The sequence below is a fragment of the Mycobacterium triplex genome, from assembly GCF_000689255.1.
Lineage (GTDB): Bacteria > Actinomycetota > Actinomycetes > Mycobacteriales > Mycobacteriaceae > Mycobacterium > Mycobacterium triplex.
In genome coordinates this window covers 5,049,067-5,072,394 of sequence record NZ_HG964446.1, presented here as the reverse complement: position 1 = coordinate 5,072,394, position 23,328 = coordinate 5,049,067, and the positions used below count along the sequence as shown (strand labels likewise).

Annotated in this window: 23 protein-coding genes; 21 read left to right on the top strand and 2 right to left on the bottom strand. The window is 64.9% G+C overall.

The features are described from left to right. Window positions 1–88: 88 nt before the first annotated feature. The 11 genes from fabG to BN973_RS23355 are packed head-to-tail and all read left to right on the top strand — an operon-like array spanning window position 89 to window position 10,629. Complete coding sequence (fabG, locus tag BN973_RS23405) at window positions 89–823, top strand: 3-oxoacyl-ACP reductase FabG (RefSeq protein ID WP_036471086.1); 735 nt, start codon at window positions 89–91, stop codon at window positions 821–823. Beyond that, the gene (locus tag BN973_RS23400; protein ID WP_036471085.1) at window positions 820–1,587 is read left to right on the top strand and encodes an enoyl-CoA hydratase/isomerase family protein; all 768 of its coding nucleotides are present in this window, start codon (window positions 820–822) and stop codon (window positions 1,585–1,587) included. Before fabG ends, BN973_RS23400 begins: the two co-directional genes overlap by 4 nt. Then, complete coding sequence (locus tag BN973_RS23395; RefSeq protein WP_036471082.1) at window positions 1,587–2,390, top strand: enoyl-CoA hydratase/isomerase family protein; 804 nt, start codon at window positions 1,587–1,589, stop codon at window positions 2,388–2,390. The genes BN973_RS23400 and BN973_RS23395 overlap by 1 nt, the downstream gene beginning before the upstream one ends. Continuing rightward, window positions 2,387–3,172, top strand: coding sequence for an enoyl-CoA hydratase/isomerase family protein (locus BN973_RS23390; protein ID WP_036471081.1), 786 nt, complete (start codon window positions 2,387–2,389; stop codon window positions 3,170–3,172). The genes BN973_RS23395 and BN973_RS23390 overlap by 4 nt, the downstream gene beginning before the upstream one ends. Then, window positions 3,169–4,818 carry a class I adenylate-forming enzyme family protein gene (locus BN973_RS23385; RefSeq protein ID WP_036471080.1) on the top strand — a complete coding sequence of 550 codons (1,650 nt, stop codon included), beginning with the start codon at window positions 3,169–3,171 and terminating at the stop codon, window positions 4,816–4,818. The genes BN973_RS23390 and BN973_RS23385 overlap by 4 nt, the downstream gene beginning before the upstream one ends. After that, window positions 4,815–6,086, top strand: coding sequence for an aromatic ring-hydroxylating oxygenase subunit alpha (locus tag BN973_RS23380; RefSeq protein ID WP_036471079.1), 1,272 nt, complete (start codon window positions 4,815–4,817; stop codon window positions 6,084–6,086). Before BN973_RS23385 ends, BN973_RS23380 begins: the two co-directional genes overlap by 4 nt. Then, window positions 6,083–6,616 (top strand): aromatic-ring-hydroxylating dioxygenase subunit beta, encoded by a 534-nt coding sequence (locus BN973_RS23375; protein WP_036471078.1) that lies wholly within the window; start codon window positions 6,083–6,085, stop codon window positions 6,614–6,616. The genes BN973_RS23380 and BN973_RS23375 overlap by 4 nt, the downstream gene beginning before the upstream one ends. Before the next feature lie 6 nt (window positions 6,617–6,622). Then, on the top strand, window positions 6,623–6,877 hold the full coding sequence (locus BN973_RS23370) for a hypothetical protein (RefSeq protein ID WP_036471077.1): 255 nt from the start codon (window positions 6,623–6,625) through the stop codon (window positions 6,875–6,877). After that, entirely contained in the window at window positions 6,874–8,082 is a 1,209-nt protein-coding gene (locus tag BN973_RS23365; RefSeq protein ID WP_036471074.1) for an acetyl-CoA C-acetyltransferase, read from the top strand. The genes BN973_RS23370 and BN973_RS23365 overlap by 4 nt, the downstream gene beginning before the upstream one ends. After that, window positions 8,082–9,443 (top strand): OB-fold domain-containing protein, encoded by a 1,362-nt coding sequence (locus BN973_RS23360; RefSeq protein ID WP_036471073.1) that lies wholly within the window; start codon window positions 8,082–8,084, stop codon window positions 9,441–9,443. The genes BN973_RS23365 and BN973_RS23360 overlap by 1 nt, the downstream gene beginning before the upstream one ends. Continuing rightward, entirely contained in the window at window positions 9,433–10,629 is a 1,197-nt protein-coding gene (locus tag BN973_RS23355) for an acetyl-CoA acetyltransferase (RefSeq protein ID WP_036471072.1), read from the top strand. The genes BN973_RS23360 and BN973_RS23355 overlap by 11 nt, the downstream gene beginning before the upstream one ends. A 78-nt stretch (window positions 10,630–10,707) precedes the next feature. Here BN973_RS23355 and BN973_RS23350 read toward each other — a convergent pair whose 3' ends face one another. Beyond that, entirely contained in the window at window positions 10,708–11,271 is a 564-nt protein-coding gene (locus tag BN973_RS23350) for a TetR/AcrR family transcriptional regulator (RefSeq protein ID WP_036471071.1), read from the bottom strand. Window positions 11,272–11,530: 259 nt separating this feature from the next. Here BN973_RS23350 and BN973_RS23345 point away from each other — a divergent pair, with 259 nt between their 5' ends. The 10 genes from BN973_RS23345 to BN973_RS23300 are packed head-to-tail and all read left to right on the top strand — an operon-like array spanning window position 11,531 to window position 22,294. Beyond that, entirely contained in the window at window positions 11,531–12,394 is an 864-nt protein-coding gene (locus tag BN973_RS23345; RefSeq protein WP_036471070.1) for an SDR family oxidoreductase, read from the top strand. Between the two features lie 30 nt (window positions 12,395–12,424). Then, a complete protein-coding gene (locus tag BN973_RS23340; RefSeq protein ID WP_036471069.1) occupies window positions 12,425–14,104 on the top strand; it encodes a class I adenylate-forming enzyme family protein in 1,680 nt (559 codons plus the stop codon). A 58-nt stretch (window positions 14,105–14,162) separates the two neighbouring features. Beyond that, window positions 14,163–14,789 carry a TetR/AcrR family transcriptional regulator gene (locus tag BN973_RS30105; protein WP_084163524.1) on the top strand — a complete coding sequence of 209 codons (627 nt, stop codon included), beginning with the start codon at window positions 14,163–14,165 and terminating at the stop codon, window positions 14,787–14,789. Between the two features lie 44 nt (window positions 14,790–14,833). Beyond that, window positions 14,834–15,991, top strand: coding sequence for an LLM class flavin-dependent oxidoreductase (locus BN973_RS23330; RefSeq protein WP_169718239.1), 1,158 nt, complete (start codon window positions 14,834–14,836; stop codon window positions 15,989–15,991). 1 nt (window position 15,992) lies between these two features. Beyond that, complete coding sequence (locus tag BN973_RS30100) at window positions 15,993–16,379, top strand: DUF4286 family protein (RefSeq protein WP_051641449.1); 387 nt, start codon at window positions 15,993–15,995, stop codon at window positions 16,377–16,379. Next, window positions 16,376–17,536 (top strand): sulfotransferase family protein, encoded by a 1,161-nt coding sequence (locus BN973_RS23320; protein ID WP_036471067.1) that lies wholly within the window; start codon window positions 16,376–16,378, stop codon window positions 17,534–17,536. The genes BN973_RS30100 and BN973_RS23320 overlap by 4 nt, the downstream gene beginning before the upstream one ends. 14 nt (window positions 17,537–17,550) lie before the next feature. Beyond that, window positions 17,551–18,735 (top strand): DUF1214 domain-containing protein, encoded by a 1,185-nt coding sequence (locus BN973_RS23315; protein ID WP_036471066.1) that lies wholly within the window; start codon window positions 17,551–17,553, stop codon window positions 18,733–18,735. After that, window positions 18,732–20,333, top strand: a complete 1,602-nt coding sequence (locus BN973_RS23310) for a PEP-utilizing enzyme (protein ID WP_051641448.1) — start codon at window positions 18,732–18,734, stop codon at window positions 20,331–20,333. Before BN973_RS23315 ends, BN973_RS23310 begins: the two co-directional genes overlap by 4 nt. 20 nt (window positions 20,334–20,353) lie before the next feature. Beyond that, window positions 20,354–21,235: an SDR family NAD(P)-dependent oxidoreductase gene (locus BN973_RS30095; RefSeq protein WP_169718240.1), complete on the top strand. Its 882-nt coding sequence runs from the start codon at window positions 20,354–20,356 to the stop codon at window positions 21,233–21,235. A 27-nt stretch (window positions 21,236–21,262) separates the two neighbouring features. Then, window positions 21,263–22,294: a hypothetical protein gene (locus tag BN973_RS23300; RefSeq protein ID WP_036471065.1), complete on the top strand. Its 1,032-nt coding sequence runs from the start codon at window positions 21,263–21,265 to the stop codon at window positions 22,292–22,294. A 6-nt stretch (window positions 22,295–22,300) separates the two neighbouring features. Here the strand turns inward: BN973_RS23300 and BN973_RS30090 are convergent, their stop codons facing one another. After that, on the bottom strand, window positions 22,301–23,317 hold the full coding sequence (locus BN973_RS30090) for an NAD(P)H-binding protein (RefSeq protein WP_169718241.1): 1,017 nt from the start codon (window positions 23,315–23,317) through the stop codon (window positions 22,301–22,303). Between the last annotated feature and the right edge of the window lie 11 nt (window positions 23,318–23,328).

Here is a 23,328-nt window from a genome sequence, read left to right as displayed (position 1 = left end):
CTGTCGTGGGCGGTTGTTGTGACCACCGCCATGGTAGTTTAACTTGGATTAGAAATAATATGAGCGAGTCGGATGAGGAGGGCCGTTCATGCCTGGGTCGCTGCTTGACCAGCGTGTTGCCGTCGTCACCGGCGCCGGCCAGGGAATCGGGCTTGAGATCGCCCGATCACTGCGTGACTATGGCGCACAAGTTGTACTCGCTGACATCGATGCCGAACTTGTCGACAAGGCGGCCAACGAAATCGGCGGCATCGGGGTCTGCTGCGACGTCACCTCCGAGGACCAGGTGCACAACCTCGTCGCCGAAGCCTCGAGCAAGTTCGGTCGTCTCGACGTGTTCGTCAACAACGCCGGAATCACCCGTGATGCATCACTGAAGAAGATGACCGTCGCCGACTTTGACGCCGTCATCGCGGTGCACCTGCGCGGTGCGTGGCTGGGTGTCCGCGAGGCGTCCGCCGTTATGCGGGAACAGAAGTCGGGCAGCATCATCAACATCTCCTCGCTGTCGGGCAAGTCGGGCAATCCCGGTCAGACCAACTACAGCGCCGCAAAGGCCGGCATCGTCGGACTGACCAAGGCCGCCGCCAAGGAAGTTGCGCACCACAATGTGCGGGTCAATGCGATTCAACCCGGGTTGATCCGCACCGCAATGACGGCCGCCATGCCCCCCGACGTGTTTGCCGAACGCGAGGCCGCCATCCCGATGAAACGGGCCGGCGAACCCGCGGAGGTTGCGGGTGCGGTCGTCTTTCTGGCGTCGGACCTGTCCAGCTACGTGACCGGTGCGGTGATCGAGGTCGGCGGGGGGCGAAACATATGACGCTCGTGCTACGTGACGTCGCCGATGGCGTCGGAGTGATCACGCTCAATCGACCCGAGCAGATGAACGCCCTGACAGTCGCGCTCAGTGCTGAATTGGAACAGGCGATCCTCGAGTTGGGCGGCGCTCCCGAGGTGAACGTCGTCGTCGTTCGGGGTGCAGGCGGAAACTTCTGCGCGGGAGGCGATTTCAACGAAGTGGAGCTGCTGCGGTCGCGCGGCCCGGATGCACTGCGCACACTGTTCACCGCGTTTCACGGTGCCTGTGCCGCAATCGCCCGCGTCGAGGTGCCGGTGGTCGCCGCGGTCGAAGGCGTCGCCATGGCCGGAGGCTTCGAACTGATGCAAGCCAGCGACATCGTGCTGGTCAGCGACGAAGCCAAGATTGCGGACAACCATGTCAAATTCGGCATGATCCCCGGCGGGGGCAGCACCCAGCGGCTGAGCCGCTTAGTGGGTCGTCAGGAGGCGATGGGGTTGCTGCTCTCCGGCGACCGGTTATCCGGCGTGGACGCCGTACGCCGCGGTCTGGCGTATCAGAGTTTTCCGCAGGCTCAATTCGGCCACGGCGTGCGGCGGTTCGTCTCGGATCTGGCGGGGCGTCGGCGAGAAGCCGTCATCTCCATCAAGCGACTGGTGTACACCGGAATTGATGCCCCGCTGGCCACCGGATTGGAAAACGAAATCGATGACGTCGTCGACCACATCTGCGGCAACGCGGGACTAAGCAGCGTGACCGCCTTTCGGCAGCGAGGAGCCGGCTGATGAGTGTTGTAGAAACCGGTGCGCCCGTCGCGCTTGACGTCGCGGCCGGCGTCGCTCGACTGCGCTTGAACCGCCCTGAGGCGTCCAACGGGATGAACGTCGAATTTCTCAAGGCGCTGCACGAGGCGGCGCTGACGTGCCATGCGGACCCCGCGGTGCGAGTCGTGCTGCTCACCGGCGAGGGCCGAAACTTCTGCGCCGGCGGTGATATCCACACCTTCGAGTCGAAGGGAGCCGGCCTCCCGGATTACCTGCGGGAGGCGACGGCGTGGCTGCAGTTGGCCACCGCCGCGCTGATCCAGCTGCGTGCGCCGGTGGTGGCCGCGGTCCAGGGGTTTGCCGCGGGCGGCGGCGGCCTGGGCTTGGTGTGTGCATCCGACATCGTCGTCGCGGCCCAATCGGCAAAGTTCTTCTCGGGGGCAGTCCGGGTCGGCATGGCACCCGACGGCGGCTCATCGGTGACACTGACCCAGCTGGTCGGTCTGCGTCAGGCCTTGCGGATCCTGCTGACCAACCCGACGCTCAGCGCAACCGAGGCGCAGCAGATCGGCCTGGTCACCGAGGTGGTCGACGATGCCGAACTATTCAGCCGCGCAGACCAAATCGCGGCCGAATTGGCGGCGTTGCCGCCCCGGGCGTTGTCGGCCACCAAGAGGCTGGTCTGGAGCGGGTTGGGCGCATCGGTAGAAGAGCGATTGGCCGAAGAGGCGCGCACCGTCTCCGAGTTGTCCGGAACCGCGGACGCCCTCGAAGGGCTAAGGGCCGTCATCGAACGTCGCAAACCGAACTTCACGGGGCAATGACCAACGGTTCTGTGCTCATCGACGATCGTGGCGCGGTGCGGATCGTCACGCTGAATCGCCCCGAAAAGCGAAACGCGATCGACATTCCGGTTCGGGTCGAGCTTGCCAATGCGATCGAAGGCGCCGGCGCGGACAACTCGATTCGGGCAATCGTGCTCACCGGTGCCGGCAGCGCGTTCTGCTCGGGCGGCGACATCACCTCGATGGAGCGTATGTCTGCAGAACGGGCGATGGAGCGAACACAATTGGCGCAGAGGGTTATTCGAGCGATCTGGAATGCAGGCAAGCCCGTTCTCGCTGCGGTGGAGGGCAGCGCCTACGGTGCGGGTGTGGCATTGGCCGCGGCATGCGACCGTATCGTGGCCGCCACCGACGCGCGTTTCGCGACGACGTTCACCAACGTCGGATTAGCCGGCGACATGGGTACATTCGCATCGCTGCCGGCCAGGGTCGGTGTTGCTCGGGCGCGCCAGATGTTGATGATGGCGGCTCCAATCGACGCGCGTACGGCGTTAGAGATCGGCCTCGTCGATGCGCTCGCCGAACCCGCCACGGCGCTGTCGGTAGCAATGGCCGACGCCGAGCGACTGGCCGCCGGCCCCACGCGGGCGTACGGAGTGATCAAGTCGCTGTTGGCCGCCGGATCCGCGCTCGGTCCCTTCGAGCTCCTCGAGCTCGAAGCCGAACACCAGGCTCAACTCTTCGACAGCGACGACTTCGCCGAAGGAATTGCGGCCTTTCGGGCAAAGCGACGCCCGCAATTCGGATCGGTACCGACATGACCGCGAAATTGACAACGCGTCTCGAGCGGTCCTACCTGAGTGCCGACACCAGCATCGAACTGGAGGACTACACGATCGGTGCGTTGCTCGCCGAGCGGGCCCATACGCATGCCGAGACCACCGCCCTGGTCGGCCCCGCTCACGACGACGGCACGGAAGTGCGCCTGACCTACCGCGTGCTCTTCGACGAAGCCAGACGGGTCGCCACCGCCCTGGCGCGGCTCACCCGGCCCGGCGACTATGTGGCACTGTGGGCACCGAACGTGGTCGAATGGCCGATCATTCAATACGGCGCGGCACTCGCCAATGTTGTTCTCGTCGCCTTGAATCCGGCACTTCGTCCCGCCGAACTCGGGTATGCGCTGCGACACTCCCGGGCCAAGGTGTTGATCCACGCCGAGCGCAGCCGCGACTACGACACCGCCGCCGCTGTGCGCGAGATCGATACTCATTCCCTCGGTGTTCGCGCCATCAGCTTGTCGGCCCGCGCCGAGTGGCGAGCCGACGAAATCGCCGCCGCCGCACTGCTTCGTGCGCCGACCGACCCCGAGCAGGCGGTGATGCTGCAGTACACCTCGGGAACCACCGGCACCCCCAAAGGCGTGCTGTTGCGCCACCGTTCGCTGGTCAATGTCGCCAAGCTGACCTTGGAGAGCGCCGGCATCCCCGAAGCCGCGGTAACCGTGAACGCACTGCCGATGTTCCACACGGCCGCCTGCGTGGTCGGCACCCTGGGCCCACTATGGATCGGCGGCACCGAGGTGCTGGTGGGTCGGTTCGCGCCGGCCGCGATGCTCGACACCATCCGCCGCGAGCGCGTCACGGTGCTGTTTTTCGTGCCGACGATGCTGTCGGCTCTCGTTGCGGCACAACGAGAGTCCGCCGATCCGGCGCCGCGACTGTCGACCTGCCTGGGCGGCGCATCGACCGTCCCCGCCGAGCTGATCGAGGCCGCCGAATCCACGTTCGGCGCCACGGTGGTCAACGTGTTCGGTCAGACCGAACTCTCGCCCGTGCTCACCGCGACGCGGCCCGACGACGACCGCTACGACCAACTGGCCACGGTGGGTCGGCCCCTTCCTCAGGTTGACTGCAAGGTCGTAGATCCCGTCACCGGCGCCGTGGTGCCGGTGGGGCAACCCGGGGAAATCTGCGCTCGTGGCTACCAGCAGATGATCGGGTACCTTCACGATCCTGTTGCCACCGCGGCGGCGGTGGATGCTGACGGGTTCGTGCACACTGGAGATCTCGGTGTGATGGACGAGCGCGGTTATCTGACCCACACGGGCCGGCTCAAGGAGCTCATCATTCGGGGTGGCGAGAACATCGCCCCTGCCGAGGTCGAAACATGTGTGGCCGGACACGAGTTGGTCGCCGAAGCCTGCGCGTTCGGTCTACCCGACGACCGGCTGGGCGAGATCGTTGCCGTGGCGATCGTTGCCCGCGGTCCACTGCCGGCGGACGCCGGCCAGCAATTGCGCGCCTATGTCCGCGAACATTTGACACCGCACAAGATTCCGCAGCGTTGGTTCGTCGCCGAAGACCTGCCCAAGACGCCGACCGGCAAGGTGCGCAAGTTCGCCCTACCCGACCTGATCGCGCACGGCCGCGTGTGCGAAATATTCCCAGAGGAGAACGACCAGTGACCTCACTCATCGAGCCGGCCGCCACGACCGGCAGCCGCTATGACCACTTGATCAAACGCGACAAGGTGCATGGTTCGCTGTACAGCGACCCGGGCATCTTCGCCGAAGAAATGCGCAAGATCTGGCACCGCACTTGGGTTTTCGTCGGCCACGAAAGCGAGGTGTCGCAGCCCAACGACTATGTGCGCAAGCGGCTGGGCCTGCAAGACGTGATCATGACGCGCGACCGTGACGGAGAGTTGCATCTGCTACTCAACCGTTGCGCACATCGGGGCAACCAGATCTGCGATGACGCCGGAGGCAATTCGTCGACCTTCCGCTGCCCGTATCACGGCTGGACGTTCCGCAACAACGGTGACCTCGTGGGATTCCCGTTCTTCAAGGGCTACGGCGAGCGCAAGTTGGATCTCACCCTGGGACGGGTTCCTCGCATGGACACCTACCACGGGTTCGTGTTCGGCAGCTTCGCGGCCGACGGCCCCGGGCTTGTCGAACATCTCGGCGCCGCCGCGGGTGAGATCGACCGGCTGGCCCGCTTGTCGCCTGAAGGAGCGGTCGAGCTCACCGCGGGATGGCTGCAGCACCAGACGCGAGCGAACTGGAAACTGTTGGCCGAGAACGAAACCGACGGGTATCACCCGCAGTTTGTGCATGGCTCGATCTTCGGTGTCACCGGCAGCCCCATCGGCGCCCTTTATAGCGATTCGTCGACGGCGGTAACCCGGGACCTGGGTCAGGGGCACAGCGAAAACGATCTGCGCCCGGAATTCCGGAAGTTCTCCGAGCCGATGCGCTGGTTCGGCACGACCGAGGCCAGGGTCCCCGATTATTGCGCGGCGATGCGTAAACGGTACGGCGAGGAAGCCGAGCGGATCATGATCGAGGGCGGTCCGCACGTGATGATCTTCCCGAACTTGTTCATCGCCGAAATCCAGGTCTTCAATATCCAACCGGTCGCCGTGGGCGAGTGCGTCCAATACTCGACGGCGGTCCAGCTGGCGGGTGCGCCCGAGCTGAACAAGCGCATGGTGTCGCAGTGCATGGGGTCGGTGGGGCCCGCCGGGATGCTGCTGGCCGACGACACCGAGATGTACGAACGCAACCAACTCGGCCTCGAATGCCTGACACCGGAATGGCTGGATGTTCGCCGCGGACTGAACCGGGAACGCGTCGACGAGAACGGTTTCACGATCGGTGGGGCCACCGATGAGACCGGCATGCGGGGCTTCTGGTCGCAGTACAAGACGCTGATGGAGGCCGAATCATGACCCTCACGGTGGGCGATGACCAGGGCACCCTAGGGCCGGTGCCCGACGGCTTCGACCGTTGGGACGTGGAGCAGTTTCTGTATCGCGAAGCCCGGTACGCCGACGAGTCCGACTACGACGCCTGGGAAGCGCTGTGGACCGAGGATGCGCTGTACTGGGTTCCGGTGGCGGCGACCACCGATCCGTTGCAGACGATGTCGGTGATCTTTGACAATCGCAGTCGTATCGCCACCCGGCTCAAGCAGGTTCGCACCGGCAAGCGATACGCACAGGCGCCACCGTCAAACCTCAGGCGGCTGCTGTCCAACATCGAATTCCTCGGTGGCCGAACCAATTCCAGCGGCGGTGTCGACCTCGAGGTGGCCGCGAATTTCATGGTGCTCGAGTCTCGCGCACGTGGCACCCACCTATGGGGCGGTCGGACCACCTATCGACTGCGCCGTCAAGACGGTGACTTGCGGCTGGCGTACAAGAAGGTTGTGTTGGTGGACAGCGACCGGCCGATTCCGACACTGGGCTTTCTCATCTGAGCTGTCATGACCATTGAATTCGGTGACGGCGATGCCGTGGACGTGCCTGGCGTGGGCCCGGTGATCAGCAATGAATTCGCGCAGGTTTCAGTTAATTTCGACACTTGCGGCAACTCTGCTCGCTTGCGGCTCGAGGATCTGCGCTCCGGTCGCGTCCGCTTCCTCGACGCGCTGGAACTCGAGACGCTCATCTGGCTGTCGGATGAGCGGCTGACCAGTCTGATCGATCCTTCCGACGGACGCTGGCGAGGTGACGCATGAGACGCGCGGCAATAGTCTGCCCGGTTCGAACCGCTGTAGGGACCTTCGGCGGCAGTTTGCGACCGCTGCGGGCCGAGGACCTCGCTGCCCATGTGATCACCGCATTGGTCGAGCGCAGTGCGGTGGACCCGGCAGCGATCGAAGACATTGTGTTCGCACAGTCCTACGCCAATTCCGAGGCGCCGTGTATTGGACGCTGGGCAGCGCTGCACGCCAACCTCCCGATCAGCGTGCCGGGACTGCAGATCGACCGGCGCTGTGGCGGAGGGCTGCAGGCCGTCGTCACCGCGGCGATGACGGTGCAGACGGGGGCGGCCGATGTGGTGCTGGCCGGCGGCGTCGAGTCGATGAGCAATATCGAGCACTACACCACCACCGCGCGGTGGGGCTCGCGATCCGGTAACCAGATGCTGTACGACCGGCTCGACCGTGGCCGCGAATTGTCGCAGCCGACTTGGCGATTCGGCCCAATCAGCGGCATGATCGAGACCGCAGAAAACCTGGCTGCTGATTACGGCATAGACCGTGAAGCCGCCGACAGCTTCGCGGCGCGCAGCCATCAGCGTGCCATTGCGGCGCAGCGCGGAGGCCGCTTCGACGCCGAGATCGTCGCCGTGCAGGTGCCGCAGCGCAAGGGCGAACCCCTGGAATTCGCCGACGACGAAGGCATTCGCCCCGACACCACTCCCGAGACGCTGGGGCGGCTGCGCCCCCTGATGAGCAACGGCACGGTGACGGCGGGAAACTCCAGTCAGCAAAACGACGCCGCCGCGGCGTGCCTGGTGGTCGCAGAAGACCGGCTCGACGACCTCAATCTGGAACCGATCGGCTTCCTCGAAGGCTGGGCGGCCGTCGGGTGCGAGCCATCGCGGATGGGCATCGGACCGGTTGGCGCGGTAGAGAAGCTCTTCCGCCGAACAGGATTCGACTTCGACGACATGGATCTGATCGAGATCAACGAGGCGTTCGCCGTGCAGGTGCTCGCGGTGCTCGCCGGCTGGGGCATCAAGCTCGACGATGTCGACGACCGGCTCAATGTCAATGGTTCGGGCATCTCGCTGGGCCATCCCATCGGAGCGACCGGCGTGCGGATCCTTGTCACGATGCTCCACGAGCTGCGCCGCAGGGGTGGCGGCCTGGCGCTCGAGACGATGTGCATCGGGGGTGGGCAGGGTATGGCCGCTGTCTTCCGTGGGGTCTCGTAGTGAAGGGGCTGGTCGGCTACGCCGGTTATCTGCCTCGCTACCGGCTGGCCGGTACCGATATCGGTGTGCGCCGGGGCGATCGGGTCGTTGCCGCGTTCGATGAGGACAGCACGACCATGGCGGTCGCGGCCGCGGCGAAATTACGCAAGGCGCACACCGCTAACGCGCTATATTTTGCCAGCAGCACACCGGCTTACGCGGACAAAACCAACGCCACCGCGATGCACGCCGCGCTCGGCCTACCGCTCGACGCCCTCGCCGTTGACCTGTGTGGATCCGGACGCAGCGGTTTCGCCGCCATCCTCGCCGCGGCGAGTACCGGAGGCATCGCGGCCAGTGCCGATATCCGGGTGGGGCGGCCGGGATCGGCTGACGAGAAGCTGGGCGGCGACGGCGCGGCGGCCCTGCTGTTCGGCGACGACGAAGCCGTCATCGCCGAGGTGCTCGCCGTGGCATCGCTGACGGCGGAGTTTCTCGACCGCTGGCGCGCGACGACCTCGGTCACCGGCGAGCAATGGGAGGAACGGTTCGGCGCCGAGCGTTACGCCGAACTCATCCGGGGCTGTGTCGAACGAGTCCTGGATACCGCCGGACTGGCTGGCGTCGACCACGTCGCACTCAGCTGCCCGAACAGTGGGGTTATCAAGCGCGCGACGACATTGGTGAAGGGAGACAAGTCAGTTGTCACCTCACCGATTGGCTTCTCCGGTGCCTGCGATGCGGCGCTGGCACTGTGCAGCGTCCTCGATACCGCCGAGGCCGGCGAAACGGTGCTCGTGCTGTCGGCCGTCGACGGTTGTGACGCAATGTTGTTGCGAACCACCGGTGCGCTGGTGGCGGCGCGCCAACCCCATCCGGTCAGCGTGCAGCGGGCGAACGGCCTGCCGGTCTCGTACCTGACCTACCTATCGTGGCGCGGGCTGGTCGAACTGGAGCCGCCGCGCCGTCCGGAGCCCGACCGGCCGTCGGGACCCGCCGCCGACCGTTCTGCATCCTGGAAGTACGGCCTCTGCGGCTCACGTTGCGACGCATGCGGTTTCATTCATCTTCCGCCGGTTCGCGTTTGTAAGCACTGTGGCGCTACCGATCAGATGAGCGGCGTACCCGTGGCGGGCTTGCGTGGCGTCGTCGCTACCTACACCGTCGATCATCTGGCGTATTCACCGTCGCCACCCGTCGTCCAGGCTGTCATCGACGTCGCCGGCGGCGGGCGATTCACCTGCGAGGTTGCCGATGCCGAACCGGACCGAATAGGCGTTGGCTCACCTGTCGAATTCAGCTTCCGTCGTTTGTTTACCGCGGGTGGCGTGCACAACTATTTCTGGAAGGCGCGACTTGACGGGAGAAGCCATGGCGAGTAGGGGGATAGCGGGCAAGGTAGCCGTCGTGGCAATGGGGTGCTCGCGGTTCGGCGAGCGTTGGGAAAGCTCCGCCGACGACTTGCTGGTGGAGGCGGTCGCCGAGTGCATGGCGTCGGCCCCGAATCTGGGCACCGAAGATATCGACGCCTACTGGCTCGGCACCCTCAGCTCGGGCATGTCGGGTCTAACCTTGAGCCGACCCCTGGGCATCGGGGACAAGCCGGTCACCCGAGTCGAAAACATGTGTGCCAGTGGGTCGGAGGCATTTCGCAATGCATGCTATGCGGTCGCGGCCGGTGCCTATGACGTCGTGATGGCGGTCGGCGTGGAGAAGCTGAAAGATTCTGGCTTCTCGGGGTTATTGCGCCAGGACCCGCCCGGCGACGGGACCGCGCCAGAACTGTCGATGACCGCACCGGCGGCGTTCTCCTTGCTCGACCCGGCCTACTGCGCGAAGTACGGCGTCCCCGCAGCAGAGATGCGCGACGCGATGACCCACGTGGCCTGGAAGAACCACGCCAACGGGGCCCGTAATCCTAAGGCGCAGTTCCGTTCTCCTGTGCCCAAGGACAAGATCGGCAATGCGCCGAAGGTCGCCGGACGGCTCGGTGTATTCGACTGCTCCGGGGTCTCAGACGGCGCCGCGTGCGCCATCGTCGTACCCGCCGAGCATGCGCTGCGCTACACCGACGCCCCGATGTACGTGCGAGCACTGTCGCTGGTCGCGGGCTCAGGTCGGGGTGCGACGGACTCGGACTACGACTACACCAGCTTCCCCGAGGTCGTCCGTTCGGCCCGGGATGCCTACCAACAGGCGGGTATCGACGACCCGCGTACCGCGTTCTCGTTGGCAGAGGTGCACGATTGCTTCACCCCGACCGAGATCGTGCTGATGGAGGACCTCGGCTTCGCCGATTCCGGCCAGTCCTGGAAAGACGTGCTGGCAGGCGATTTCGACGCCGACGGACGATTGCCGGTCAATCCGGACGGGGGCCTGAAGTCATTCGGGCACCCAGTGGGCGCCAGTGGACTGCGGATGCTTTACGAAGCTTGGCTGCAGTTCCGCGGCGAGGCCGGTCAACGACAGTTGCCCGATCCGCACACCGCGCTCACGCACAACCTGGGTGGGCGGCCGGGCGGTTGCGTATCCTTCGTGTCGGTCGTGAGTCGAGACCTCAGCGGGTAGTGATGATCGACGCCATGACGCAATTCACCGTCCGGGGCCTGCGGGTGCCGGAAGACGATGTGCGCAAAGGTAGTTGACTCACTCGCGTGGGACCGACGTAAAACGGCCGGCGTCGAGCGCATCGAGGAGTTGGCCCACGATCCACTCGAGAGCCGCTTTGTCGGGGGGCAGGGTCGCTTGCTCGTAGCCGACGAGTAGGTAGACCGCCCAGTCGGCGAACAGCTGTGCCTGCCGTTCGTCGTGCAGGATCTCGAGCGCCGACTCGCGCAGGATGCCGTGGCGCTCGTTGTCAACGTCGACTTGTACCGCATGCACGTCCGGGTCCGCGCTGCTCCACGAGCGGATCGCGGCCTCGGCGCCGTGGGGCAGATTCAACCCGACATCGATAATGCGGTCGATTCGTCGTCGCGGATCGGGCTCCGTTCGAATCCACTCCACCAGCCGGACCGTGTTGGCCTGCCGCCAGTGCTCCACCAGTTCCCGCGTGTAGGTCGGCCAGTTGTCGAAATAGTGGTAGAAGGAACCGGTGGTCACCCCGAGCCGGTTGCACACCTCGGCCAACTTCAGTCCGCCGTAACCGAGGTCGGACAGCAGCTGGATGCCCGTATCGAGGTAGGCCTCCCGCGAGACGCCGCTCACCATGTCCTGGACTCTAGTGGGTCGTCGAACAGCAGAATCCTCCCGGAAGGTACTCGGCTCGATCCGACCATCCCCTTGATGCGGGCCCCTCGTTGCCGTCGGGCGAAATCACGAGCGAAGCGCCGACGGCCCGTCCCGCGGAGCCAACCATCCTGACTGTTAGATCCAATGCCGACAATGGGACTCACACGGGCGTCGGCTAAAATTGAAAATCGCTTCAATAATGTGCACAGTCGCGCAATGCCCCATAGGAGGATCTGAGGTGCCCGGAGTCCAGGACAAAGTCGTGATCGTGACCGGAGCCGGTGGGGGATTGGGACGGTCTTACGCACGGTTCCTCGCCGACAACGGCGCTCTGGTCGTGGTCAACGACCTCGGCGGAGCCCGGGACGGTTCCGGATCCGGCACCAGCATGGCCGATGCCGTCGTCGAGGAAATCAAGAGTAGCGGTGGCCGGGCTGTCGCGGACTACTCCAGCGTGGCCACCCGGGAGGGCGCCGAGACGATTGTCGCGGCTGCCATCGAGCACTTCGGGGCCGTGCACGGTGTGGTCAACAACGCGGGGATCCTTCGTGACGGGGCGTTCCACAAGATGACCGACGACAACTGGGATGCGGTGATCAAGGTCCATCTCTACGGCGGCTACAACGTGACGCGCGCGGCGTGGCCGTACCTGCGTGAGCAGAAGTTCGGCCGCGTTGTGATGGCCGCCTCGACCAGCGGAATATATGGCAACTTCGGTCAGGCCAACTACGGAGCCGCCAAGCTTGGGTTGGTCGGGCTGATCAATACCCTGGCCATCGAGGGTGCCAAGTACGGGATTACCGCGAACGCGATCGCTCCGATGGCCGCCACCAGGATGACGGCGGATATCGCCCCGCAGGAGGTGCTGGACAAACTGGCGCCGGAGCACGTCGCACCGACCGTCGGATACCTGCTCTCGGAGGAGAATCGCGAGTCCGGCTCGGTGTTCGTCGTCGGCGGTGGGTTAGTGCAGCGGGTGGCGCAGTTCCAGAACGCCGGTGTCACGTTTGCGCAACCGCCGAGTCTGGAGGAGATCACCACGCGTTGGGCGGAGATCAGCGACATGTCTGGCGCGAAGCTGGGCACCAATCCGGTGGGATAGCAACGGCAACAACGTGGTTCGGGTAGCTAGGTGACCACGAGCATTGCGGCACGACGGGCATCGCTACGCGAGCGGTTTCCCGTGTGGCGGCCACGTACGCTCGCCGCATGGCTTGACGTCTGCGCAGATCAATACCCGGACCGTCCGCTGGTGCTGACCGACGACGTCTCGCTGAGCTATACCGATGTGGTCGACGAATCCCGGCGATTGGCTGACGGTCTCGCCGCACTCGGAGTTTGCCCGGGCGATCGGGTCGGCATGATCATGGCGAACTATCCCGAGTTCGTGACGGTGAAGTTCGCGATCGCGCGGCTCGGAGCAATCGCGGTTCCGTTCAACTTTCTCTACCGGCAGGACGAATTGCGTTACGTTCTCCGCGATTCCGGGTGCCGGGTGGTGATCACCATGACGGGCTTTCGCGGCCTCGACTATCAGACCATGCTGGACGCGATCGCGCCCGGCTGGGACGCGGTTGCCGACGGGCCGCCGACCGTGGTGCTGCTCGACACCGATGGCCGGGCGCGGCCCGGTTGTTTGACCGTCGCCGGCCTGGCCACCCTAGGGAACGAGAATGTGGGCGCTAGTGGCTCCTGTACCGCCGAACCGCACGATGCGGGTGACATGTTGTACACCTCAGGCACCACCGGCTCACCCAAGGGAGTGCTGGTCACCCATGACGCGGTACTGCGGACGGCGTATGCGTCCGCCCTCACCCGGGCCTACCAGGACGGCAGGCGAATACTGTTCTCGCTGCCTTGCTATCACATGTTCGGCTATATCGAAGGGCTGCTGTCGGTGACGTACGTCGGCGGCGCGATCATCCCGCAGACCGTCTTCACTGCCGAGAGTTGTTGCGCCGGAATCGAGCGCCATCACGCCGACGACATACTGTGCGTTCCCACCATGGCCGTCGCCATTATCGAGAGCTCGGCCCGCCAGCAATACGATCTCAGCTCGCTGACCGCGATGCTGTGCGGATCGGCTCCCGCGCCGACCTGGCTGTGGCAGCGGATCGAAGCAGATCTCGGTGTCGGCGAGATCGTCACGGGCTACGGAATGACCGAGACCGGGGGCGCGATGACGCTAACCCGCCCCGAAGACCCGCCACACCTGACCTCCGAAACGGTTGGAATGCCGAAGATCGCTGGCGCAGCGTCGGTTTCGGGAACTGACGCACTCGTCGTCTATAAGACTGCCGATCCCGACACCGGTGACCACCTACCAGACGGCGAGGAAGGAGAGTTGGTGTCGTCGGGGCCAACGGCGATGCTCGGGTACTGGAACCTACCGGATGAAACTGCGGCGACCTTGCGGCATGGGTGGGTTTTCTCCGGAGACCTCGGGCGGGTTCGTGCCGACGGCTATCTCGAGGTGACCGGCCGGAGCAAGGAGCTGTACAAAAGCGGCGGCGAGCTGGTGATGCCCAAGGAGATTGAGGATCTGCTTGCCGAGCACGACCAGATCAGCCAGGTCTTTGCCGTCGGGTTGGTCGACGACCGATGGGGTGAGATCGGTTGTGTCGTAGTGGTTCCCGTGCCGGGATCGACACTCACCGAAGATGTGGTGCTCGAAATCTGCCGCGCAAAGCTGGCGCGATTCAAAGTGCCCAAGCGGGTGGAGTTTTACCGCGCAGAGGATCTGCCGACCACGCCGACCGGTAAGGTTCAGAAGCACAAGCTAGTCCAACAGCTCACGTCTGGGCGTCGTTGACGCTGCGGTTTCTCCCCGGGTCCCAAAGGCCCCGCGCCGGTGTGGCTACCATTTCAGAATGGCTGCTCGCTCCCGACGATCCACCGCGCAGGTCCGCCAGCTATTGGTTGACGCCGCGGCCCGGGTCTTCACCGCGAAGGGATACGCCTCCGCGACAGCAGATGATATCGCCGCGGAGGCGGGTGTAGCGCGCTCGGCGATCTGGCGCCATTTCACCGATAAGGCAGACCTTTTCGGGGCCGCGGTGTTGCAGCCATTTGCGGAATTTCTGGAGAATTACACAACCGCCTACGACATCAAGAATCCGAAGTGGGGTGATTTCGAGATCACCCGGACGATCGTCGAGCTGTTCTATGACAGCTGCACCGCTCACCGCGAAGCCCTCGTCGGGGTTGCGGTCGCCGGGCACGAGCTCGATACCGCGAGTTTGGCCCGGCTGGAAGCGCAGTTCGACCGGTTCTTCGCGGAGATCATGCGGACCACCAGCCTCGAGGCACAACGACGGGGTTGGGTGCCACAGGTGGGTCTTGGCCTGACGATGCGGCTGCTGTTCGGCACGATCGCCTCGATCGTCGTCTTCGATCACCCCCTGGTCCCCAGCGGCGACGACAAGCCCACTCGCGATGAGGTGATCGACCACGTGACTCGGGTGTTCCTGTACGGCGCACGGCTCGCTAAGGACTGATAATCCCTTGACTAGGGACTCTTAGTCCCTTAATGTCGGTCGGCATGGGCTCTCCCCGTATCGCCGTTGCCTATCCGAACCATCGCTCCACTCCACTGGCCGGAATCCGGGACTTCGTTACAGCTCTCGACAGATCCGGTGTGGTGGACCAATTCTGGGTCTGGGATGAGTTGACCGGCTGGGCGCCACAGGGTTTCGGTGTTCCGGCCGGCGTAGAGGCGCCGGATGCGCACTCCACGCACGATCCCTTTATCGAGTGTGCGTTCGCGCTCGCGGCCAGCCCGCGGATCGGCGTCCGGATGACCACCGATGGAGTGCGATCGCGACCGGCCGAGCTGACCCGGACACTACTGTCGCTGGCTTCGGCGACCGAGGGCACGGTCACCTGCGCGATCGGCCTGGGTGAGGCCCGGCACATGAAGCCCTTCGGGCATCCGACCGGCCAGGCGCTGTCGCGATTGCAAGACATCCTGGTACTGGTGCGCACGCTCCTCGACACCGACGAGCCATTCAGCTACAGCGGTAAGAGGTGGAGCATCGACCATGGTTACCTGGGTACGTATCGTCCGGCCCGCCCGGAGATCTGGGGTCTCGGTGGTGGACCGAAGTTCACCGAGCTGTGCGCGAAGTACGCCGACGGCATCGAGGCTTCCTTCCCCAATGCGGTGGCCAACATCGATGTCTTCGCCGCCCGGGTATCCGCCATTCGCGCCCGGGTCGAAGCGGCCGGACGTGATCCCGGCGCGTTCGGCTTCGGTGTGTGGCTGCCGTGCGGTCTGCACGAGGACCCCGATGTCATCGCCGCCGCGCAGGAGAGTCCGCAGATCAAGTGGTACTCGGCCAGCTATGGGCGGATGAATCAGGACGAGTGGCGAAATGAGGGACTGCAGAGCGTTTTTCCGGCCGGCTGGCACTACTCCAACGACTACATGCCGTTCAAGATGACGGCGGCCGAGGCGGAGGCGGTCGTCCGCGACGTGCCGCGGGAGATGTGCGTGAAATCGGCGACCTGGGGAACACCCGAGGAAGCAGTCAAGGTCGGTCGCGAGTGGATCGCGGCCGGCGCCACGTTCGTCGGACTGCTCGACATCATGCCGCTGCACACCGGCGCCGAGGGATTCCCTTCGTCGGTTGCCCGGCTGCTGGAGGTGGCGGCCGGTCTCAAGGCGGACAACACCAACCATCCAACGGAGGAGAACTGAGATGCCGCACGCCATCATGCTCGCGTTCACCCAGCCGACGTCGGCTGAGACCGAGAATGCCTACAACGATTGGTATTCCAACAAGCACATCCATGATCTCGTGACGATTCCCGGTGTCATCGCGGCCACCAGGTACAAGATCGCCCAGGATGTCGAGACGCTGCCGGGCGTGGTCGGTCCCGAGCAGGGTTACCTGGCGATCTACGAGATCGAGGGCGAGACCGAGGCGGATCTCGAGAAGTTCGCCGCCGTGCTGCGTGAGTCGCTCGCCAACGGCACCGCCGACATCTCGCCGAACCTGGATATGGGCAAGCTCGGCGCGTCCCTGTGCCTGCCACTGACCGAGCGGCTGGAACGCGTCAGCACCTCAGGCGCCGCGACATCGTGAATGTCGCGCTGCCCCCGCTCGAGCGCGAACCGCTGATGGCGGCCGCATCGGCGGCGACCGGGCTCACCGACTGGGGCGACGATGTCGGTTTCATCGACAGCCTGGATATCTTGCTCGCGGACATGCGAACGACGGCCGAGCTCAACGAAATTGGTGTCGCAAGCCAGGTACAGGACATTCTGCGTCTGCTGATCAACCGGCTCGGTTTCACGCGTGACCTGCGGGAGCACCCCGAGATTCTGGACGAGGAGTTGGAGCCTCCTATCGTGATCCTGGGGTTGCCGCGCACCGGTACGTCGAAGCTCCAACGCACCATCGCGGCGGACCCCGGGATGCAGCGGCTGGAGGTGTGGCGATTGCTGAATCCCGCACCGATGCCAGGTGATCCGCAGACCCGGATGGCCATCGGGGAACAGTTTGAGGCGGCCTTGCGCCAGGTCCCGGAGTTCATGGCGCGACATCCGATGGAAGCCCACGAGCCCGACGAAGATCTGTGGCTGATGGAGCTGACCTTTGACGCGCCGGTGGCCTCGCACCGGTTGCACCTGCCGAATCATCGCAAGTGGATCGTCGACCGGCAGGATTCGGCATACGCCTATATGCGCACCGTGCTGCAGTACCTGCAATGGCAGGACGGCGGGGCACGCGGTCGGCCATGGGTTCTCAAGTCGCCCATGCATATTGGTCAGGTCGCGGTGCTGTATCGGCTTTTCCCCGGCGCCACGTTCGTGCAATGTCACCGCGACGTGTACACAGTGCTCGGGTCGTACTGCTCGTTGATCGAAGTGGCGCGGGGGATGAACTCCGACGTCGTGCACTTGGCGTCAATGGGCCCGGACTTCGGACGCTTCTGGGGCGATTACACCGCACGCAACCTGGCCGCCCGAGCGTCGATCCCTGGCCTTGACATCTATGACGTCGACTACGAGCAGATCCGAGACGACATCGATGGCGTTGTCGCCGAGATCTACCGCCGGGCAGGACGCCGCGTCACCGACGAAGCTCGCGCCGCCTTCTACGAGTACAACACCCGCCGGCCGGCGGGGCATTTCGGTGCCCACGACTACCGCCCGTCGCGTTGGGGCGTCACCACGGACTTGGTCGGGGAGTGTTTCGGCGCATATTTCGACGCTTTTCCCCGACTCGCTCCGAACTAGGAGGAACGCACCCGATGACGATCATGGACACAGAAGTTGTCGACGATCCGCGCGTGTCCGAAGCCGACCTGTGGCGGGCACTCAGCGACGCGATCGCCGAGATGACGGCCCACGTCCACGCCAACGACAGGATCGACACACCGCTGCTGCGCGCCGAAGGGATCCGCTACCTGACCCGACTGCTGCAGTCCGGGATCATGATGACGCTGGAGGGCTGGGACGCGCAGTACCCCTGGCTGGTCAAGTTCATCAGCCCCTACATGCAATACGGCATCCCGGCAACGGATTGCTGCTACCACTGGGCGGCAGTGCACGGCGACGGCGTCTACCGGATCCGCGGAAAGCGGGGAACCGCACGGCTGTTCGATGTGGAAACCCGCACCGGACACACCTCGCACCTGGCGGACTGGAAGCTGGTCGATCGCAGGAGTGATTTTCGTGTCGAAGACGATGGCACGATCGAGGTGGTGCTTGCGGCGTCGGAACAGCCGGGCAACTGGGTGCGGACGTGCGAAGGCCCCGGGTCCATCATCGTGCGCCAGTACTACTACGACTGGGATACCGAAGAGCCCGCGGAACTGGTGATCGAGCGCGACGGTGTGACATATCCGCCATCGACGCTACAGCCTGCCGACATGGCCGAGCGGTTGCAATTGCTGATCGACTGGGTCCGGACTGTGCCGACTGCGTGCAAGCTCGCCGTCGACGAATACTTTCAGGCGCCGCCGGATACGCTGAAGTTTGTCGAGATCGACTTCGCCTGGGCAGATCTGTTGTACGGCAAGGGAATCTATCGGTGCGGGCGAGACGAAGCCGTCATCATCGAAGTCGCACCGCCGAACGCCGAGTATTGGCAATACCAGCTGACGTCCCACTTCTGGGAAGCGTTGGACTGGAACCTGCGCCAGACATCGTTGAACGGTCATCAGGCGGTGCTCGACGACGACGGGGTATTCCGTGCCGTGATCGCCCATCAGGACCCTGGCTACGCGAACTGGCTTGACGCGGGCGGCCACAGCGTCGGGCTGATCACGGCGCGCTATTACAAGGCGGACACGACGCCGTTGCCGAGGATCCGCACCGTACCGCTGTCGGCATTGGCAGGGGAGTTGCCCGCGTCATCGGCTCGGGTCACACCCGAAGAGCGGCAAGACGCATTGCGCCGCCGTGCCAGGTCCGTATGGCGTAGACGGGTATGAAAGTAGCCGTAGATCCGCTGCATCAACCCGGCGGTCCGACGACCTACTGGACGACCATCAACGCCGAGGAGAATCTCGCCGGTGTCGTGACGCCGTTGAGTAGCAGCTTCTGGATGCGGCCGGTCACGGTGGGGACGCTGGGGGCATTCGGCACGCTGGGGGTATTGCCCGAGACGGCGGTGCGGCACAGCTCCGACAGCGATCGGCGCATCTGCACGGTCATTTACGGGCGCCTGGTCGCCAACGTCGACCTGCTGCGGTCCTTGGCCGATCGCACCCCGGGAACTTCGGGTGACTCGCTGGAGCAGCAGTTGTTCGCCAACGTCCGCGAGGGTATCCCGAGCAGAGCATCGTGGCGGCGCTATCCGGTCGTCGCCGTGAAGGCGCCGTGGGCCGCTGCGACTGTCGCGTCTCGATTGCGCCGCATGGCCGCCGAAAGCCATTGTTGGTGGCGGGAATCCATCGATGCGCTCGAAGGCGCCGACGCCGCGGACGCCCGTCGCCGGCTGGGGGAGGCCCAGGACCGGATGACGATGTATATGCGGCCGCACACCCTGGCCACCTTCGTGACGCAGGCCGCATTCAACCAACTCGAGAAGCTGTGTCACCGTGCCGGACTGGCAGGGCTGGAATTGCGGATCGCGGCCGGAGTCGGCTCGTTGGAAGAGGCCGAGATGGTCGCGATGCTGTGGGATGTGTCTCGCGGCGTCGCCGACCGGGAAAAGTTTCTGCGCCGCTATGGCTTTCACGGACCGGGAGAAGCCTCGCCTTCGAGTCCGGTGTGGCGGGACGGCCCCGACCAGTTGGCCGCCACCCTACGGTCTTACCGCGCGATGCCCGAGGAGCGTTCACCGCGGGCCAGCGCGGATCGGGTTGCCCGGGACAAGGCGGCGGCGGTGGGGGAGCTGCTGGCCGCGCAGCCATGGCCAAGGCGGGGGTTGACCCGCGTCATCTTGCGAGCGACGGATTACTACTTCCCGCTGCGGGAAATCGGCAAGGCCACGCTGCTGCACGCAATTGACGTGTGCCGGGCCAGTTCTCGGGTGATCGCGGCGGACATGGTACGCCGCGGCGAACTCGACGATCCAGCCGACATTGCGTTCATCACCGTTGAAGAACTGATCGGCGATCGGATTGCCGACTGGAGACAAGTCACCGCTGCACGCCGGCAGCGCCGTACCGAATACCAGGCGTTCGACCTTCCGCAAACCTGGGAAGGTGTACCAGAGCCGTTGCAGCACAACGAACACGGTCCCGATGTCGAAACCCTGACGGGTCTTGGTGCCAGCCATGGCATCGTCGAGGGAGTGGTGCGTCTTGTTCGCGATCCGGCCGATGCCGAACTCGAAGACGGTGAGATCTTGGTTTGCGAGACGTCCGACCCGTCCTGGTCGGCGCTATTCCTTGCGGCCGCAGCGGTCGTCGTCGATGTCGGCGGGCCGCTGAGCCACGGCGCGATCGTGGCTCGAGAGCTCGGCATTCCGGCCGTGATCAACACCCGGATGGCGATGCGCACGCTCCGCGATAAAGACAAGGTCCGGGTGGATGGGACGGCGGGCACGGTCACCGTATTGGGCCGTTGTGCCGAACGCGATTGACCCGAATCGAAGGAGGGACATTGCCAGTCGCACGCGACCGAATCGTGGCCGAACGACGACTGTGTGCCTTGGTGACCGGGGCATCATCGGGCATCGGACTGGATTTCGCCCGATTGCTCGCCGAGGAACACCATGACCTGGTGCTGCTGGCTCGCCGCACCGAGCCGATGCACCGGTTGGCCGAGGAGCTCCGTGCCGCCCATGGCACAACGGTTACCGTGATCGGTGCCGATCTGGCCGCCCCGGACGCGCCGGCGCGCCTAACAGATCGGCTCGGCGAGCTCGATATTGAGATCGACGTACTGGTGAACAACGCCGGTTACATGCTCGACGGGCACTTCCTGAAGTTCAGCTGGGCCGAGCACGATGCCTACGCGCGCGTGCTGGCGCTGGCACCGACCGAGCTGATTCACCGTCTGTTGCCCGGCATGCTGCGCCGTGGCTGGGGGCAAGTCATCACGATCGCCTCGGCAGCGGGTTTCATGCCAGCCACCCCGTTCAACACGCTCTACGGGCCGATCAAGAACTACCTGGTGGTGCTCACCCGCACATTGGCCATCGAATACGGTTCTGCCGGAATCACGTTCACGGTGTGTTGCCCCGGGCCCGTCAGCGATACCGGGATCATCGACACTCAACACGGGCGCGGGTGGTCCAGGCTCGGACCCCTGTTGTGCACACCGCGCCAGGTGACCGCGGCGGCATATCGGGCTGCCGAAAGCGGCCGCACCGTGGTCGCGGTCGGTATCTCCAGCCGCGGCATCGCCGCACTCGGCCACGTTCTGCCGGCCGGCATGTTCTCCCGCGCCATCGGCGCTGCGGTGATGTTGCTCAGCAAGGAGAAGAGAGTGACCTCCGCCGCTCAGCTCGCTTTGGATGCGGCAGCAACGGAACCCGCGTAAGACACGATACGGAGTAGGGACATCGCCATGGCTATCATCACCCCCGACAACCCCTTCGGCGTCGACCCGGCGCGCGATTTGCACCACCAACCCGCCCCCCGGAACGTGCCGCTGGCAAATGAGAATCTCCTGTTTCAGGGATACGACCCCGACAACCGGATCCTCTTCTACCACCACATGGGTCTGGTTGCCGACGACACCACACTGTGGCAGGGCGATTTCTGCCTGACGTTGGGTGATGGCAGGTTGCTGATGGCCAAGAACTTCGGTCGGTACGAGACGCCCAGCGGAATGGGCGATGGCACCTTGATATTCGAATGCATGGAACCGCTCAGGCAGTGGCGGATCACCTTCGACGGAGTGGCATATCTGACCACCCAGGACGAAAATCGCAACAGGTTTTGCGGCTTCGACCAGTACCCAGTTCCGACCAAGTTCGACATCGTCTGGGAAGGATGCGCTCCGATGTTCCAGTCGAAGCGCGCCGAGGACGGCAACCTCACCACCGGTTACGACGTGCGCTACGAGCAGGGCGGCCATTTTCGCGGATACCTGCGCTATTTCGACCGGGAGATCACCATTGGCGGCCCGGGCTACCGCGATCACAGCGTGGGCCCGCGCAACCTCGAGCTGTTTACCGGCCACGTCTGGACGGTGGCGACCTGGCCGGATGCCCGGCGGGTGATCGGCACCCTCAACATGGAGCAGGGTGACACCATCCGCTCGGCGACGCCCTATGTCGTCATCGACGGTGAATACCGAACGGCCGAATATGTCTCGGGCCCTTACTGGGGCCCGGGACGAAACGACTTCGATGACAAGACATTCGAGGTGGTATTCCGGTCGGATGGCGTCGAGCACGTCATCGGGGCGCAGACCCTTGATCAAGGTTACTATTGGACCTGCTTCGCGCCATCGCAGCTGTGCGCGGGCATGGATCCGACTCGGATGATCAGCGAAAAACACTGGATCACAAAGGAAGTCGCGGTGAAATACACCTGGGACGGCGAGGTGACCTACGGACTGCTTGAAATCAGCCGACGGCTCGGCGATCGCTGAATCCAGTCAGCACACCGCAAGACGGACGCCAAGATCGTCGGCGGCCCGCTGCGGCGGGGGAAGGAACTGTCCCGCATTGCGCAGCCCCGTACGCTTCCCGGGTCCGGTCAACAGTGCCTGCGCTACGGCGAACGCGCCGCGGCCGGTGATGTCGTACACATCGTCGACCGCCCCGGTGACGGTGTATCGGCCCGAGGTGCCCTCGGCCTCGGCCGTCACCAACGAACGCCCACCTCCGGCATGGGACGCGGCATGTCCCGGGCGCGACAACAGCGCGCGGGTGACCGCCAGGCTGCCCGGTATCCGCCACACTAAGCCGCCGACAGCCAGCGCGGGACCCATTGCAACGGGTTGAACATGACATTCGATGTGTGCCTCCGGATAAGCCCTCGCCAGGACCAGCGCGTCCGGCGTGCTGAACAGCGCACCGCGACCCGACGCGAATCGGTGAACTCGGCTGCCCGCCAATTCCCAACGGACACGGCCACTGTGGACAATCGGCGCACCGCCCGCCACCAGCTCGACCGTCGAACGCACGGTAGCCGGGGACGGCCGCATACCGACGATCTTCACCGCGCAGCGCAGTCGCCGTACTTTGTCAGGGCCGCCAACCAATTCCGCTGCGGCCCCGGCGGCGATATCGGTTGCCACACCAAGACCCAACGACGGCACGATCGCGACACCCGTTTGGATCGCACGGCTTTCGAATTCGTCGATGATGCGTTGCACCCAACGTGGTTCACCGGCGCAGTCGACGTAGCAACCGCCGGCGCGGAGGGCGGCGTCGAGTACCGGCGGCCCGTACTGGGTGTAGGGACCCGCGCACGAGACGACCACCCCCGCGCCGGCGAAAGCCGCGTCCAGTTCCGCGGGTGCAAGCGATGCCACCCGGTACTCGACACCCAGCCCGGCAAGCGCGGCCCGATTTCGCCCGACGGCGATCACGGGAATGCCTGCAGCTGAGGCTAATTGGATGACTCTGCGACCGGTGGCACCGGTCGCTCCGTAGACAGCAAGTGTCACAGAAAGGGCTC

Bases quoted from the DNA above. Each gene is read 5' to 3' on its own strand.
- BN973_RS23385 (WP_036471080.1), top strand. From the start codon at position 3,169: ATGACCGCGAAATTGACAACGCGTCTCGAGCGGTCCTACCTGAGTGCC.
- BN973_RS23350 (WP_036471071.1), bottom strand. From the start codon at position 11,271: ATGGTGAGCGGCGTCTCGCGGGAGGCCTACCTCGATACGGGCATCCAG.
- BN973_RS30100 (WP_051641449.1), top strand. From the start codon at position 15,993: ATGCCGCACGCCATCATGCTCGCGTTCACCCAGCCGACGTCGGCTGAG.
- fabG (WP_036471086.1), top strand. From the start codon at position 89: ATGCCTGGGTCGCTGCTTGACCAGCGTGTTGCCGTCGTCACCGGCGCC.
- BN973_RS23355 (WP_036471072.1), top strand. From the start codon at position 9,433: ATGGCGAGTAGGGGGATAGCGGGCAAGGTAGCCGTCGTGGCAATGGGG.
- BN973_RS23365 (WP_036471074.1), top strand. From the start codon at position 6,874: ATGAGACGCGCGGCAATAGTCTGCCCGGTTCGAACCGCTGTAGGGACC.
- BN973_RS23310 (WP_051641448.1), top strand. From the start codon at position 18,732: ATGAAAGTAGCCGTAGATCCGCTGCATCAACCCGGCGGTCCGACGACC.
- BN973_RS30105 (WP_084163524.1), top strand. From the start codon at position 14,163: ATGGCTGCTCGCTCCCGACGATCCACCGCGCAGGTCCGCCAGCTATTG.
- BN973_RS23390 (WP_036471081.1), top strand. From the start codon at position 2,387: ATGACCAACGGTTCTGTGCTCATCGACGATCGTGGCGCGGTGCGGATC.
- BN973_RS23375 (WP_036471078.1), top strand. From the start codon at position 6,083: ATGACCCTCACGGTGGGCGATGACCAGGGCACCCTAGGGCCGGTGCCC.
- BN973_RS23400 (WP_036471085.1), top strand. From the start codon at position 820: ATGACGCTCGTGCTACGTGACGTCGCCGATGGCGTCGGAGTGATCACG.
- BN973_RS23395 (WP_036471082.1), top strand. From the start codon at position 1,587: ATGAGTGTTGTAGAAACCGGTGCGCCCGTCGCGCTTGACGTCGCGGCC.
- BN973_RS23330 (WP_169718239.1), top strand. From the start codon at position 14,834: ATGGGCTCTCCCCGTATCGCCGTTGCCTATCCGAACCATCGCTCCACT.
- BN973_RS23315 (WP_036471066.1), top strand. From the start codon at position 17,551: ATGACGATCATGGACACAGAAGTTGTCGACGATCCGCGCGTGTCCGAA.
- BN973_RS23370 (WP_036471077.1), top strand. From the start codon at position 6,623: ATGACCATTGAATTCGGTGACGGCGATGCCGTGGACGTGCCTGGCGTG.
- BN973_RS23300 (WP_036471065.1), top strand. From the start codon at position 21,263: ATGGCTATCATCACCCCCGACAACCCCTTCGGCGTCGACCCGGCGCGC.